Raw genomic sequence first — 15,313 nt, forward strand, 5'->3', positions numbered from 1 at the left:
AAGTTAAACCAAAATTTAGCAGCTAAAATAAAAATTTGGAGGCATATGGACAAAGATTCATATGCCTCAGTTAAAAAGAACAATAACACAATCGTACATATGACCAACACAACCATTAAGACCGTAGCCCTGCTTTTTAGCAGCACATTTTTATACGGCTGTTTACATGCACAAAATTATACATTAACCTCACCTCAATCGGTTTTAGATGAAAAAACAATTCCTGCAGGAACAATCAAGCTAAATGTTGATCTTTTAAAAGATGATATTCGATACGCAGTTGAATACAAAGGTCAGCCCGTTATTATGGCTTCACCATTAGGTATGGTGGTCGATAACCAGAATGTAGCAAGCGGTGTTACCGTATTAAATGTTAAAGATATGCAGTATGATGAGACCTATAAGAATCGTGGAAATCACGTTTTCAATCGCGATCATTACGAAGGTAAGACCTTCGAACTGAAGCATAATGCTACCGGTCAGATTTTCTATTTAGAAACGCGAGTCTATCCAAACGGAATAGCCATCAGATACCGTCTTGAGGCAAAAGGGCCCCGAGCTATCTATGATGACAAAACAACCTTCCAATTTCCACAGGGTACCAAAGTCTGGTATTCTAGCGGACCCTTTCAGTATGACTGGTTACAGGCGTATCAGCACCGTGATCTGGCAAATATCGAAGGCGAGTTGCTAGCACCGCCCCCTACTTTCTTATTGGCCAATGGCGTTTATGCTTCCATCACAGAGAGCAATCTGTTCAATTATCATGGAGCTGTTCTGTTCGGAACAAAAGCCAATCAGGTCAAGTTCGGTTTCGTGGAAAACAAAGGGCATACGGTTACAGGAGCTAAGATCGGACTACCGTCCAGTCAATACTGGCATGAGAAAGTGACCGGACTTCCCTGGATCGCAAAACCAAACACAGATTCGAATGAAATTGTTTCCCCATGGCGTGTGCTGACCATCAGTTCCGATCTGAATGGCCTTGTCAATAATGATATGGTGAGCAATGTTGCCGATAAGCCAGATCCTAAACTTTTTCCTAAAGGAATGGAGACCGAATGGATCCGTCCAAGCCGTTCCATCTTCACCTGGTTAAGAGAAGGGGGAGAAGAGCGTTTAAGTGTCGAGACACATAAAAAATATATTGACGATTCTCCTGCTTTGAATATCAGATCGCTTGTTATAGACGATGGATGGGAGAAATGGGGATCAGAGAAAGGAAGCACTAAAAACAAATGGCAGCTGCTGCAGGAAGTCACGGATTATGCCAAAGAAAAAGGAGTGGATATCTGGGTGTGGAGACCCGTGGCTCCCCGTTATGGCAACAGCAGTGATATCGGTTTAAATTTACCCTCAGAACGTCGTGCATTTATGAGAAAATGTGCAGAAATAGGGGTCAAAGGATTGAAAATCGATTTTTTCCATACAGAAAATGAATATACTGTTAACCTAATGGAAGATATCTTGAAAGATGCAGCAAAAGAAAAATTGATGGTCATCTTTCACGGCGTGAATAAACCTACAGGAGATTCGAGAACCTATCCCAATCTGCTAGCAAAAGAAGCAGTAAGAGGTTTAGAGACAGTTGGCGGAGAAAATTCATGGGCTCCAGGACCACCGTGGCCATATCACAATACCGTTATTCCTTTTACACGCTGGTTAGCAGGGCCTGCAGATTATACCCTGCTCAATTTTAGAGCCTTTTGGCCAGGAGGAACGAGCTATGCGCATCAGCTGGCTTCCATGTATATCATGACTTCACCATTTTTGATGTTTGCAGCAGATATTGAAGATCTGCAATCTTCCCAGGCGCGGAGTTTTATTGAAAGCGTTCCAGTGGAGTGGGACAAAACAATTGTTTTGCCGCAGAGTATTATTGGAGAATTAGCGGCATTTGCAAAAAGGAAAGATAATCTCTGGTACCTCAGCGTGCTTAATGGCGAGGGAGTACGATCAGGAATTTTTTCACTTGACTTTTTACCCAAAGGCAAATACAAAATGGAACTCATTCAGGATAATCCAGATGATGCGAAGAAAATCATAATCAAAACGTCAACAGTAACAGCTAAAAGTGTTATTAAGCAAGATTTTATATCGGGAGGCGGTTTAGTCGCCCGTTTTATCCGTCAATAAAACTATGATAAGCGACCGTTATCTAAACGGTCGCTCATTTTGCATAAAAAGAATCGACTTACCCTTCTAAATAATTTTCATAAGAAAGAAAATATTGCAATTACGAATAATAATAGAAAAAATCCAATTTGTTGCTTTTAACCTGTTGGAATATAGCTTATTGCATAACTGCAAAGATTCACCTAGCCATTTCCACCATTCACCGAGTTTTTAGTTGGTTTAGTCTAATTGCTATAGGGTAGGAACGATTTACACCCTACTTTTGAATCAACAAACAAATAGAACTGCAAAGCAGGCATCAGGGTTTGAGTTGGTGGATGTGGGGCTGATGCAACTTAATAACAATATAACATAAAGACATTATGAACACTTTAGCAAAAACATTCGCAGCAGTAGCCTTGATTGCCGTATCAACATTCACTATGGCAGCAGGCAAACCATTAGGAGACAACTCTAAAAAAGCAGTGGTCAATCTATCCACAGCAAATCTAGCCATTGATCATTATGTAGCGGTTATGACGGAAGGACAATCGGCAGGAGTAGAGCACTTGTTTACATCAGATTTTAAACAGAAAGTACATGCATCAGAAAATAAAACGAACAGTCGTTCAGATGTTATTTCATTCTTGAAAAAGCAAAAAGGCGAGCAGTTGGACTGTAAAACAAGCACCACTATCTGTAAGCAGTCCAATGACTATATGATCGCAAAAGTGACCCAACAATTTGAAGGATTTACCAAGACCGATTTAGTTACCTTGATCAATGATGGTGGCAACTGGAAAGTATCCCAATCTATCAACTCGTATAAGTAATTTATTGTTTGATCATATGTTTAGTAAAGGCCACGTCGTGAGATGTGGCTTTACTTTTTTCATGAAATTCAATATATTCCTGTATAGTTCTTTCTGTTTGAATCATATCTAAAATTAATAGCTTAAAGGTCTGTTTTGTGTTTTTCTCTGTTTGATTATTATTTGAATCAAGAAAATTCATCAAAAACTCTCTTTTACTATCCAATAGATCTTTAAGTTCTGCTACATTTGACAATATCATTATTTTCTTATAATCAATTAAGTCAATTTTAGTATTAGATACAGTTTTCCAAGCATTGATTTTAATTTGTGGAATGCGAATTCCATTACATTTCATTACAACATCCGACCCTTTAATGTTTTTGTTGCTAGCATAAAAGTTTAAGGAATCAATCAAAGACTTCTGGATTGGTATTTTTCCAGAATATCTTCATTAGTATCCTTTAATTCATTAGCTACAGTGGAAAATACTTGTTTAATAAATGCTTTATCCTTTCTTTCGGAATTCCATTTTATGTACTCTTTATATCCCTTGCCAAAAGAGGATATAGATCTGCGTTATCTCGTTAGAACTATTACATCTATTTAATTGCTGACAAATTGTTTCAACGGGAAATATCGACAATACAGCGGGAAGTACAGATACCGTCAACAGCTCTTCCAAATCTAAATTTGTAAAACAATTTTAAAAGATTTATTATGAGACGTAAACATTCAATTTGGTTATCTATGGCAGCAATGCCCTTAATAATTATCGCTTGCAATAAGGATGATGATATGCCATCGACATCCTCGGCAACCATTACGGTAGAAAATGTATTAGATTCCAAACCGCTTGTGGAATCCGGAACTTTTAAAAAGGACGGTACATCACCGCTTATAATGCCAGGAGAATCCATCACCATTAAATTTTCGGCGGCTAAAGGACAGGCTATCAGCTTCGCGACAATGTACGGTTTGTCAAATGATTTGTTTTTTGCACCTACAAATCCGGGTATTAAATTATATGAGGATAATGGTACAGCCATTGAAGGTGACGTATCATCACAGATTAAATTGTGGGATAATGGTACACGCATCAATCAAGCGCCCGGTATTACTATCCTGCACCCAGGAACGGCAGAAACGGCTCCCAAAGCTATTACAGAAGTAAATGGAACAGATGCCCAGGGAAATACCTATGCGACGGCTTCATCGCTGATGAAAGCGGCGCTAAAGTACGAAGGTAATTCCACCTTCACCCTTACCCTTACCAATTCTTCGGGAGGTACTTCCAATTCCACGCCTTTCAGTCCGGGAGTATGGGCCATCTCTTATATCGCAGGAGGTAATTTGTTAAACCCTAATCCATTATTTGAATCAGGAAAGCCAAGTGCAAATGGCCTGACAAATATTGCGGAGATGGGGGACAATAGTGTGTTGGGAAATTATATAAGTACGCAAACGGGAATTTTCACTCCGCTATCACCTATACTAGTGGTTGTGTACAATGGAATAGAGAATCCAATTTATAAAGTCGGTGAAAATGATCGTGGAAAAGGACTTAAAGATTTGGCGCAAAAAGGTGATGCAACAGGTTTGGCTGCATATCTTAAAACAGTCGCTGGTGTAAAAGAAGTACATGTACTTCAGGCAGCAAATACTACTGTTCTACTGCCAAAAGCTGGGGGGCAAGCCGGAAGTAGCGTTTCGCAGATGTTAAATGTAGCAAAAGGAGACCGTTTGGCAATTGCAACCATGTACGGTTTTTCTAACGACTGGTTTTTTACCAGTAAAGATAATGGTGTAGATGCGGTGGCAAAAGGAGATATATCCACATCCATTGGTCTGTATGATCACGGCACTGCTGTTGATCAATTCCCAGGAGCAGGGATTACCCAATTCAATTTAGCTGGAACGCCTTTAGATGAAAATAAGCCCATTCAAGTGCTACCGAATCCCAATGCCTTTACTACACTTCCTGCAATATCCAATATTGTTAAAGTTACCATCAACTAATATTTTAACAAAAGAATAGTATCCAAATTAATGATGCATTTAAAAATATAAAGAGAGTAGTAGCGTAATATTTGACCCAAAAGAGGACTCACTACTAGAGTTTGCAAAGTAGCATATTGGACACAGTAGCTCAAGTGTCCATTGCGTTTCCTTTAGCAAAAAGGTTGGGTTAAGTGGTGTGAACTAAATAATAAAAACATTGTTAAATGAAAAGTCTAATAAAAAGGAAATCAGTTGCGCTTGTTGCTATGATATTGTTTACACTTTGCTTAGTAGGAAGAGCCAATGCGCAGGAGAAGACCGGAAACATGAACTCTTTCGGTATGCTGGATAAAATGGAAATGAAACAGATGTCTTATGTTATTCCACAAAAGCCGGAAGACATAAGTCCTTTGCTTTATGGAGAAAAAATACCTTTGGCGTTATTGCCTGATGCTTCAGGTAAAAGTTTTGACCTCAATAAAGCCATTTCCGAAAAGCCAACCATCTTAGTATTTTATCGTGGTGGCTGGTGTCCTTATTGTTCCAAACAATTATCAGGTTTGCAACAAGCTTTACCCGGTCTGGAAAAAATGGGGTATCAGCTGATTGCTATAAGTACAGACGTATCAGACGGATTAATGCAAGAGGCATCAAAAGAAAAATTGAGTTATACACTGCTATCGGATGCAAATCTTGAATTGTCGAAAAAAATGGGGATTGCATACAAAGCGCCAAAAGGTTATTGGGAAATGCTTCCAAAAACGACTGGTGGAAAAGATGTTGATTTGCTGCTTCCTGTTCCATCGGTATTTATTCTTGATAAAATGGGAACAATACAGTTTGAGTACATCAATCCCGATTTTAAACAAAGGTTATCCGAGGACCTTTTGCTAGCAGCAGCGTCCAGTATTCAAAAAGATCTCTAAATTTTTGAACAATGATTAAAAAGAATAAAGGCAAGATTGTTGCTATAAAGATGTGTTAGTTGTATTGACAATAGATTATAGCGGTGCTTTTGAATAGGACAAAAGAATGGACGTGACAGGAAAAGCTGCATAATATTTTATCAAAGACAGCTGTTGAAAGAATTTCGAAGGATGAAGAGATTGTGGTGGCAATTGCATTTTTATTTGTAAATAAGCCATTATGTTTTACAGGTCATAACCTTGTAATTGATGAAAATGTAACCGGAAAGGAGCAATAAATTATATAGTGCATATGATAATGATAGTAAGGAAATGATCAGAGAGTACAACGACAATGCAACAGCAGCACGGTTTGTTATGCATAGCGACAACAAACTATTTTCAGGCATGGGACTTCGTAATCCAGCTCCTTATCCTATCAATACGTTTATCTATAATAAAGGAGAAGCCCAAGAAGTAATCATAGATGAAATTACATATACCATACCCGCCCGGTGCATTCTTCCATTGGTGTCTAATCAGCATTTTGTTTTTAAACATCCTGAAACCTTAACCGCTTGGCAGTTTAACAGAGAATTTTACTGTATTGTGGATCATGATACAGAAGTAGGTTGTGTAGGCTTTCTTTTTTATGGCATTAGGCATCCGATGTTTATAACATTAAACGAAGAGGAATCTGAAGAAATGAACCACCTTGAAAAAGTGTTTGCAAATGAGTTGATGTTGAAAGATAATTTTCAGGGAGAGATGCTGCGTACACTCTTGAAAAGGGTTATCATAAAAACAACCCGAATTGCAAAACTTCAGAGTGAGAGTTACCAGCAATTACCTGATGAAAAAATGGATGTAGTCAGAAAATTTGCGCTAATATTGGAAGGGAATTTCAGACAGGAACACGAGGTTAAATTTTATGCTGCAGCACTCAACAAATCACCTAAAACGTTGAGTAATGTTTTCGCTTTGTTAAAGCAGCCCGCACCATCGGTATTAATCCATAATAGAATTATACTTGAGGCCAAGCGATATCTCCATTATACAGAGAAATCAGCTAAAGAAATATCGTATGAACTTGGGTTTGAAAACCCGGCACATTTTAGCAGGTTTTTCAAGATGTACTCGGGAACAAATATTTCAGATTTTAAAAGCCTTTTATAGAATACGAAACCGGAGCAAATTCTTGGATTGCATAGAAAAATTGCGAAGCATTCTACGCACTAAAATTGAAAAGATCAAGAAACCTATATTTTTAAAATATACAGAACCGCTTGGATGACCAAGCGGTTTTTTTGTGCCTTTGTTATTGACAAGTGGGCGACAGTAGAATAACACTATCCAGGCTCAACCACTTCACCTAGCCATTTCCACCACTCACCGAGTTTTTGATTGGTTTAGTCTAATTGCCATAGGGTAGGGACGAATTACATCCTACTTTTGAATCAACAATTAAGAACAATAAACTAACAATATAACATAAAGACATTATGAACACTTTAGCAAAAACATTCGCAGCAGCAGCTTTGATCGCCGTATCAACATTCACGATGGCAGCAGGCAAACCACTAGGAGACAACTCTAAAAAAGCGGTCGTTAATTTATCCACAGCAGATCTCGCTATCGATCATTACGTTGCGGTTATGACAGAAGGACAGTCGGCAGGAGTAGAGCAGTTGTTTACATCAGATTTTAAACAGAAAGTACAGGAATCAGCAGATAAGACGAACAGTCGTTCAGAAGTAATCTCATTCCTGAAAAAACAAAAAGGAGAGCAGTTAAATTGTAAAACAAGCACTACAATCGTTGAGCAGTCAGGAGACTACATGGTGGCAAAAGTAACCCAACAATTTCAAGGGTTTACCAAGTCCGATCTAGTGACTTTGGTCAATGACGGTGGTAATTGGAAAGTATCGCAATCCATCAACACGTATAAGTAATTTAAGTTTAATTCATATGTTTAGTCAGAGCCACATCGTGAGATGTGGCTTTTTTTTTCTGTTGTATCTCTAAATATTGATCCAAGTTGTGCTAGCCGACAGCAAACGTTTACAAACGACTACAAACGTTTAATAACCGACTAATATTTTTAGTTTTTATCATATTTGGTTTATGTAATTAATTATTTAAATAAATCCTAAAATTATGTTAGCGCATTCACAACCCATATTTATTGATCCAACCACGGATGAAGGATTCAAGCGGTTATTTGGAGACAAAGTCAACCTGATCAACTTTCTAAACATCATCTTTCGTGGTCGTAAGACCATCACAGATCTTACTTATCGGGATACCGAGCGTATCGGAGCGACCGAAGAGATTGGTAAAGTTATCTTTGATCTTGTAGTGCAGATCAGTACAGGAGAAGAGATCATCATCGAGATGCAGACGAGTACACAGACCAACCTGAAGCAACGCATGCTGTACTATGCCAGCAAGGTCATTTCAGACACAGCACCCAAAGGAAACCGCAAAGCCTGGGGGTATGCCATTCCCGAGGTTTATACCATTGTCCTGATGGACGGTTTTCATATGCCGGGAGGTGATCGGAGTACATATTTTCATGATACCTGCCTGTGTCATAGAGATTCAGGACAAATTTTCTATGAAGGATTTGGGTTTATATATTTAGAATTGATTAACTTTGTTAAAAGCGAAGCTGAGGTTGAAGACGAACTGGACAAAGTATTCTTTATGCTTAAAAATATGTCTACGTTAAAGACCCTGCCAAGGATTATGAATTCCGAAGTATTTCAACGCTTCTTTCAGTTGGCCAGCTACGCAAAATTGACAAAGGAGGAACGGACTATGTATGATATTAGTTTAAAACGTAAATGGGATGCCGAAGCAGTGCGGATGTACCAAGATGGACTAGAAAAGCAATTGGAAGAAGCTAAAAAAGAAGCTAAAAAAGCATCATTAATAGCTAAAGCTGAAGGAAAAGCTGAAGGCGAACACAATAAAGCTATTGAGACAGCTTTGAGGTTTAAAGAGATGGGTTTACCTTTAGAGCAAATCGCTAATGGTACCGGACTTTCAATAGAAGAGATCGAAAAACTGAAGTAGAACATCGTTCTAAAATATATAGAACCGCTTGGGATTCCAAGCGGTTTTTTTGTGCCTTTGTTATAGATGTGTGGGTAGTTTTATCGCATTGATCAATGTTTTCTGTATGGTGTAGTAGGAGTGTTTACAAAGATTTTTGTAACTTCATTTCTAAGCAAAGGATTTTGGTATTAGTGTATATATTGTTGGCAATCATGTAGCAGGCAGAACCCATATCTTTTGTATACTTTTCATATTCCAAACTCACATTAGTAAAAATTTAAATGGGCTTAAAAACTTTTGATATTTCATCATTAGCGCAAACGGAAATACAAAGTTATTTGCACGCTGCCATTGCACCCCGCCCGATATGCTTCGCATCCACTATTGATAAAAACGGCAAGATTAATCTAAGTCCGTTTAGTTTTTTTAATGTAGTCAGTATGAATCCTCCGATATGTGTTTTTTCGGTGACAAGCAGGGTGCGGGATAACAGCACTAAGCATACGCTTGAATACGTTTTGGAAATACCTGAATGTGTGATTAATATTGTGAGCTATAATATGGTTCAACAGACCTATTTAACAAGCACCGACTATCCAAAAGAAGTAAATGAGTTTTTAAAAGCAGGGTTTACTGAATTGCCCTCAGAAACGGTAAAACCACCCAGAGTAGCAGAATCTAACATTCAATTGGAATGTGCTGTGAATGATGTAATATCGTTAGGGAGAAACGGAGGAGCAGGTAATTTGATTATTGCTGAGGTAAAACGCATTCATATCAATGAAGATATTTTGGATGATAATGGTAAATTAGACCCTCATAAAATGGATCTGGTGGCTCGTTTAGGTGGTGATTGGTATTGTAGGGTAACCAGCGACAGTTTATTTAAAATAGCCAAACCCATAGATAATGGAGGAGTAGGTATCGGTGTAGATGCTTTTCCTCAACAGGTTAAAAACTCCAGCATATTAACCGGGAATAATTTGGGTTTATTGGCACTTGTTAAATCGCTGCCTTCAGATGAGGAGGTAGAAGCCTTTAGTAAAACTGATGAAGTAAAAGAGCTGCTTAATACCAATATCAAGAATCGCACGATGCTCCTGCAATTAAAAGCTCAGCAATTGTTAGAAAATGGACGTGTAATGGATGCATGGAAAGTATTGTTAATTTAGCTACTGTAAATTTCCCGTTTCTTCTAAGAGTATATCACTGATGGTTAAAAGTAAATGATTTTAGAGCTTATCGATTAAAAGTTCTGAAAATTTTGAATAGTTAAATTTAATTTTTGTGAATTTATTTGCTTAAAGAGTTTTTTTTAAATACATTTATTATAACTAATTATTGTAAATCACTTATTGGTAATTCGTTTAGAAATAGAACAATGTATAATCTTTCTATAGTTTTATTCTACAGATAAATTTCTAGGATTAAAGCCCTTAGTTAATAATATTTTATGTGATTTACTTTACTGAATAACCGTTATTAACTTGTTTTTATTGGAAATGCAATTGGAGTGTATTAAAAATATTGGTCAGAAAGCCGCCTACATATTTTTTAAATAATAAGGAATGGCAAGAATTACTATTGTTTTTTTTATGACTTTGTATTGTGTTGCATTATTTGCTCAAGAAAATATTCTTAGGGGAAAAGTAGTGTCACCTGATAGCGTACCATTGGCGTATGCAACAATTAATATAATAACTGCAAGTGATTCTATATATCACTCTTATTCAAAAACAGATAAAGATGGGAAATTTGAAGTAAGGAAACCAATTCTTACCAAAGCATATATATTGGTAGTCACCTATCCAAAATACACAGATTTATCTATACCTTTTTATACAGGAACAGAATTAAAGGGTGTAGATTTCGGTGTTTTAAAAATATTTCCAAATGATTTTTCAATCAAATTAGATGAAGTTACCGTTATAGGGAAAAGGCGTATCCTTACTCAGAAGGGTGATACTTTAGAGTATAATTTTGATCGTCTTAAACTTGACCCCAATGCAAGAGTAGAAGATGCACTTAAAGAGTTGCCAGGTTTTCAGATTGGCAGTGGAGGCCAGATACTGTCATTTGGTAAAGTTATCCAACAGGTTCTTGTAGACGGAGAATTATTTTTTGGTGATGATCCAACATTAATAACTAAAAATATCCGAGCAGATATTGTCGATAAAATTCAGATTTATGAAGATATCAGTGAAAATGAGAAGATTACCGGTATTCCGGATAATGCTAAGAGAAATACAATTAATGTTAAATTAAAGGAAAATAAAAAAGTAGGCTATTTTGGAAGTTTAGAAGGTGCTTATCTCAACGGGACTTATAACAACCTTTTCACCGTCAATCGGTTTAATGGAAAAGAAAAGATGTTCGCTTATGGGGTATTGAGCAATACGGGCAAAATAGGTATGGGGTATAAGAGCTTGAGTGCTAATGGTGGAGCATTGTGTGGAGAGTACAGTGAATCATCTGGTAATTATACAGGAAAGGGGATACCTTCAGTGTACGGAGGAGGTCTGAATTACGCAAATATTTGGAACGATAAGCATAAGTTTTCAGCAAGCTTTGGAGTAAGTGGAATTTCGGCTTCAGGGACCGATAATTCATTTAGATTAATAAATTCTGAAGCTGTAGAATTGAGATATGATAATGATTCAAAGTATAAAAGAGATAATAATAGTCAAAATCTCAAACTGAATTATGAATATGAGGGTACTTCTAATTTTTATTTTGATTTGAATACGGGAACGGGACAAACCGAAAGCAACTCAAGTACTGTATCCAGAATCAGTACTCTACAATCTGGTAATTTATTAAATGATCTCTTGCAACAAAGATCCTCAGACGGGAGTAACTTTTCTTTAAATATGAATTTAAACTGGAACAAAAAATTAAGAAAAGAAAAGCAGGTACTATCAGTGGGATTTAATCCAGGTTTTAGTAGGAATCGAAATCAGTTGCAAGTAGAAAGTCTAAATAATGTAGATCAAAGCAATAATGATAAATTTAATGTGAATAATGTTTCGGAATCAACTGGTCTAAATTCATTTCTTAAGTTTTCGAATCCCTTAGGCAGTGGTATTATGATTTTGGGCTATACAAATGACTATTCTAAATTATCTAATGATACAAAAACATTGTCAGAAGGTTCAAATATTATAGATTCGGTCTTTAGTGGTATTTATCATTATCATCATTATGCTAATAAGTTCGATAGTTATTATGATTGGAAAAAAGGTAAATTTTCAGCTTATTTCGGAACAAGTATACTATTCGAAGGAAATCGTTTGAAAGACAAACTAGATGAGAATAGTTTCTCGAATAATTTTTTGTTTGTGCAACCTGAAGTAAATCTAGAATTTGATTTCCGCAAAGATTACTCAATTAGATTAAGTTATTCACACTCAGGAATATCTCCCGGTTTAAGGTATTTACAACCGTTTAAATCCAAAGAAAGTTTACCTTATATATATGAGGGGAACAGATTTCTAACGGCAGAGCATCGTGATAATTTAAACTTTGTTTTTCATAATTTTAGGCTTAAAAAGATGCGCGTGTTCCGTACAACAATCGATGTCAGTTTAAAGAGTAATGCAATTGGTTATAACACTTTAATTACAGACACTTCGTTGATTTATAGACCTGTTAATATTAGTAGAACTACTTCTTCCATCAATCTATCCTCAAGCTTTAGCATTGAAGTGAATAAACATAAAGATTATTTTTTACTGGCATTGCAAACAGGAAGATCGGTAAATTATAGTTCTGTAAATTCTTCTGATAATCAGTTGACATCTATATTCTATACGTTAAACTCTTCATTTTCATATTTTAAAAGAAAGAACTTTCGGTTTAATGTCAATGTAAGTCCTATTTACGAAAAAATGAGCTATTCCAATAATACAGAACTCAATTATGAAGGATTAGGATTAGGAGCAAATGGAGATTTCGCTTATTCTTTACCATTTAGATTTACAGTCACGCAGAACTTGAATTACACCTATAAACCTGAGTATAACTTATTGAGTACATCATTAAATCGGTTGTTATGGAATGCCGCAGTAAAGAAACAGTTCGGAAAGACCTCTCAGTACGGTATTGAGTTAAATGTCAACGATTTGCTTAACCAAAATAATGGCTTTAGTAGACAGCAATCTTCGATCGGTTTTACAGAAAATAGATATACAGTTGTACGACGTTATTTCTTGTTGACTTTTAAGTGGGATTTCAATAAAATGGGAGAATGATGAAAACAAAATTTTTAGTATTAATCGTATTTTTTGGTCTATGCAATAGTGTGATTGGGCAAGTTATATCTGAAAATTTATCAGGTGAGATAACTTATGAATCGCGAGCAAACCGTTATGAGCGAGCAAAAAACATTCTTCATGATGCTGCTTTAGAATCACCTTATCAAGAGTATTTACAGGTTTTGGCTAAAGATCGTTTTGCTGTTAAGGAGTATACCTTAAAATTTGATGATAAGTCAGGACTATATAGTTCTGTCAGTAAAGATAATTCTAAAAATAATTTAGACTTTTATATTGACTTTCCTACTGAATACGTCTATCGGGATTTGTCAACTGATTCTGTTTTCATTCAGAAAAATGTCATTGGAGAATCCATGTTTATTAAAGATAAAGGCATTTCAATTAAATGGAAGTTTACCAATGAGAGGATGGATATTGGGGGCTATGAATGTCGTCGAGCAAATGGTGTTTTAAATGATTCCATATATGTCGTAGCCTTTTACAGTGAGGAAATACAGGTCCCTCTTGGACCATCTATTTTTGGCGGACTACCGGGAATCATTCTTGGAATTTCCATTCCTCATGATAATATTAATATTTTTGCAAAAAATATACTTTTGCAGGAAACTGTTGTTCAATCTGTTTCGTACGATGCGAAAAAAACTAAAAATATCGATGGTTTTATCACTTTTATGAAAGAATTACCATTTTCAAATCCGAAAAGGAGTGGAGGTGTCAAATTTAATATTAGAACTAGTTTTCTATAAGCTTTAATTCATTATTAACCAGTTCAAACTAATTATCCTTTGAATTCGTCTTTCTGACCATTATGTAAACCTAAGAGTTTTGACTGTAAATTTTATTTCTTCTGCATAACAATGAAAAATCAGAATTTTAAATCTATTTCAGAAGCAAATTTTAAATAAACTCAAAAATATTTAAAAGTTTAAAAAAATAAAACATGCCATTTAAGATTATTTTTCCTGCTCCGTATCAAGTAACAGATATTTATGATGATAATCTTGATATAAATATTGTTTTAAGTAACGGTGATGTTTATTTTGGTACGTTGTTTACATTAAAAAATATTAGAAAGCTTATGATCAACAATAATGAGGTATACTTTTGGTCAACAGATATGCTTATTGTAGAAGATTTATCTTACCAAAGTATTCATAAAATCATAGAAACAGTGTTAAACGATGGTTATTTTGAAATGGCATTTTCGAAAATCGGAACCATCAAAACTGTTTATTCCCACCGTGAATGGAAGGAGTATGCTGATATTAACAAAATAAGATCAATATAAAATGATTCCCCAATTATTTCCATTTAAGCAAGTAGGTGATTTTTTGATCGGTAGCCCTATTGTTCAATACTTAAGTAGTTACCAATTCGATGTAGCAGATATGAGTAATGATGATGTCGCTCCATCTATAAATTATAGTATTCCCAATCCATCAATTACATTATTTGTCAGCGATAATCGTATTGATTTTATCGGATGTTACGAAGAGTTATTATACTATGGTGTTAATCTGATAGGAATATCGATATCTCATTTTTCTGTGTTAGTTGGCCAAGACTATGTTGAAGAGGATAAACTGGATTTTGAAGAAGGAAAGGTGCCCCAATATGTTTATGAATATCCACATTTAGGATTACAAGTTTGGGCTAGAGGAAAGCTTGGTTTGGTAATTTCTATTATGGTTAATGGGGAAGAACATTACTTAGATTAGAAATTATTGCTATTTAAATTTCTTTTTTTACTCATCGTAATTTACCCTCAAAGTCGATTTTACAGATTTAGAAGTCTATCAATAGTAGCCAGAGCTAATGGATCTTATTTAATAGAGCAGTATTTGTAAAGTTCTTCATCCATTACTCATTGTTAGGTTGAGCTCTTCTGCTTACTCATCAATTGTTTTTCTAGTTGCACATCTGAATTTATTCGATAATCTGAGTTCCGGAGCATGTTAAATTTTTATATTGCTCATATCTAAAATTCGTAATTTAATTTTGTATTTTAGATATGCCAGTCATTTGTGAATGAGTACTTATTTCTGTTGGTGTTACTATCATCGTGCACCACCAATTACTACATGATGTGAATGGTAGAGTAAAATCCTCAAATGAAATAACCGTTGGGAGTAAATCGGGAAACGTT

General features: G+C 35.8%; 13 protein-coding genes. 12 read left to right on the forward strand and 1 reads right to left on the reverse strand.

Going from position 1 to position 15,313, the window contains the following annotated elements:
* Positions 1-45: 45 nt before the first annotated feature.
* Both EDF66_RS22350 and EDF66_RS22355 read left to right on the forward strand, forming a co-directional pair.
* A complete protein-coding gene (locus EDF66_RS22350) occupies positions 46-2,136 on the forward strand; it encodes a glycoside hydrolase family 97 protein (protein ID WP_207898742.1) in 2,091 nt (696 codons plus the stop codon).
* Between the two features lie 362 nt (positions 2,137-2,498).
* Positions 2,499-2,948, forward strand: coding sequence for a nuclear transport factor 2 family protein (locus EDF66_RS22355; protein ID WP_132845205.1), 450 nt, complete (start codon positions 2,499-2,501; stop codon positions 2,946-2,948).
* A gap of 1 nt (position 2,949) precedes the next feature.
* Here EDF66_RS22355 and EDF66_RS22360 read toward each other — a convergent pair whose 3' ends face one another.
* A complete protein-coding gene (locus EDF66_RS22360; RefSeq protein WP_132845206.1) occupies positions 2,950-3,285 on the reverse strand; it encodes a hypothetical protein in 336 nt (111 codons plus the stop codon).
* A 362-nt stretch (positions 3,286-3,647) separates the two neighbouring features.
* Here EDF66_RS22360 and EDF66_RS22365 point away from each other — a divergent pair, with 362 nt between their 5' ends.
* The 10 genes from EDF66_RS22365 to EDF66_RS22410 all read left to right on the forward strand — a co-directional run bounded on the left by EDF66_RS22365 (position 3,648) and on the right by EDF66_RS22410 (position 14,885).
* The gene (locus tag EDF66_RS22365) at positions 3,648-4,946 is read left to right on the forward strand and encodes a spondin domain-containing protein (protein WP_132845207.1); all 1,299 of its coding nucleotides are present in this window, start codon (positions 3,648-3,650) and stop codon (positions 4,944-4,946) included.
* A 206-nt stretch (positions 4,947-5,152) separates the two neighbouring features.
* A complete protein-coding gene (locus EDF66_RS22370; protein ID WP_132845209.1) occupies positions 5,153-5,854 on the forward strand; it encodes a peroxiredoxin-like family protein in 702 nt (233 codons plus the stop codon).
* A gap of 312 nt (positions 5,855-6,166) precedes the next feature.
* Positions 6,167-7,009, forward strand: coding sequence for an AraC family transcriptional regulator (locus tag EDF66_RS22375; RefSeq protein WP_132845210.1), 843 nt, complete (start codon positions 6,167-6,169; stop codon positions 7,007-7,009).
* A 326-nt stretch (positions 7,010-7,335) separates the two neighbouring features.
* The gene (locus EDF66_RS22380) at positions 7,336-7,785 is read left to right on the forward strand and encodes a nuclear transport factor 2 family protein (protein ID WP_132845212.1); all 450 of its coding nucleotides are present in this window, start codon (positions 7,336-7,338) and stop codon (positions 7,783-7,785) included.
* Between the two features lie 205 nt (positions 7,786-7,990).
* Positions 7,991-8,911 carry an Rpn family recombination-promoting nuclease/putative transposase gene (locus EDF66_RS22385; RefSeq protein WP_132845213.1) on the forward strand — a complete coding sequence of 307 codons (921 nt, stop codon included), beginning with the start codon at positions 7,991-7,993 and terminating at the stop codon, positions 8,909-8,911.
* A gap of 263 nt (positions 8,912-9,174) precedes the next feature.
* Positions 9,175-10,065, forward strand: a complete 891-nt coding sequence (locus tag EDF66_RS22390; RefSeq protein WP_132845215.1) for a flavin reductase family protein — start codon at positions 9,175-9,177, stop codon at positions 10,063-10,065.
* Positions 10,066-10,461: 396 nt separating this feature from the next.
* On the forward strand, positions 10,462-13,143 hold the full coding sequence (locus EDF66_RS22395; RefSeq protein ID WP_132845216.1) for a TonB-dependent receptor: 2,682 nt from the start codon (positions 10,462-10,464) through the stop codon (positions 13,141-13,143).
* Positions 13,140-13,913, forward strand: coding sequence for a GLPGLI family protein (locus EDF66_RS22400; protein WP_132845218.1), 774 nt, complete (start codon positions 13,140-13,142; stop codon positions 13,911-13,913). Before EDF66_RS22395 ends, EDF66_RS22400 begins: the two co-directional genes overlap by 4 nt.
* A gap of 194 nt (positions 13,914-14,107) precedes the next feature.
* Positions 14,108-14,455, forward strand: a complete 348-nt coding sequence (locus EDF66_RS22405) for a hypothetical protein (protein ID WP_132845220.1) — start codon at positions 14,108-14,110, stop codon at positions 14,453-14,455.
* A gap of 1 nt (position 14,456) precedes the next feature.
* Complete coding sequence (locus EDF66_RS22410; protein WP_132845221.1) at positions 14,457-14,885, forward strand: hypothetical protein; 429 nt, start codon at positions 14,457-14,459, stop codon at positions 14,883-14,885.
* Positions 14,886-15,313 lie beyond the last annotated feature (428 nt).

It is taken from the genome of Sphingobacterium sp. JUb20, from assembly GCF_004342035.1.
Classification (GTDB): Bacteria; Bacteroidota; Bacteroidia; order Sphingobacteriales; family Sphingobacteriaceae; genus Sphingobacterium; species Sphingobacterium anhuiense.

Coding starts and splice junctions, on each gene's coding strand:
- EDF66_RS22350 (WP_207898742.1), top strand. CDS start 46: ATGGACAAAGATTCATATGCCTCAGTTAAAAAGAACAATAACACAATC.
- EDF66_RS22355 (WP_132845205.1), top strand. CDS start 2,499: ATGAACACTTTAGCAAAAACATTCGCAGCAGTAGCCTTGATTGCCGTA.
- EDF66_RS22375 (WP_132845210.1), top strand. CDS start 6,167: ATGATCAGAGAGTACAACGACAATGCAACAGCAGCACGGTTTGTTATG.
- EDF66_RS22380 (WP_132845212.1), top strand. CDS start 7,336: ATGAACACTTTAGCAAAAACATTCGCAGCAGCAGCTTTGATCGCCGTA.
- EDF66_RS22410 (WP_132845221.1), top strand. CDS start 14,457: ATGATTCCCCAATTATTTCCATTTAAGCAAGTAGGTGATTTTTTGATC.
- EDF66_RS22360 (WP_132845206.1), bottom strand. CDS start 3,285: ATGAAATGTAATGGAATTCGCATTCCACAAATTAAAATCAATGCTTGG.
- EDF66_RS22390 (WP_132845215.1), top strand. CDS start 9,175: ATGGGCTTAAAAACTTTTGATATTTCATCATTAGCGCAAACGGAAATA.
- EDF66_RS22370 (WP_132845209.1), top strand. CDS start 5,153: ATGAAAAGTCTAATAAAAAGGAAATCAGTTGCGCTTGTTGCTATGATA.
- EDF66_RS22395 (WP_132845216.1), top strand. CDS start 10,462: ATGGCAAGAATTACTATTGTTTTTTTTATGACTTTGTATTGTGTTGCA.
- EDF66_RS22400 (WP_132845218.1), top strand. CDS start 13,140: ATGATGAAAACAAAATTTTTAGTATTAATCGTATTTTTTGGTCTATGC.
- EDF66_RS22365 (WP_132845207.1), top strand. CDS start 3,648: ATGAGACGTAAACATTCAATTTGGTTATCTATGGCAGCAATGCCCTTA.
- EDF66_RS22405 (WP_132845220.1), top strand. CDS start 14,108: ATGCCATTTAAGATTATTTTTCCTGCTCCGTATCAAGTAACAGATATT.
- EDF66_RS22385 (WP_132845213.1), top strand. CDS start 7,991: ATGTTAGCGCATTCACAACCCATATTTATTGATCCAACCACGGATGAA.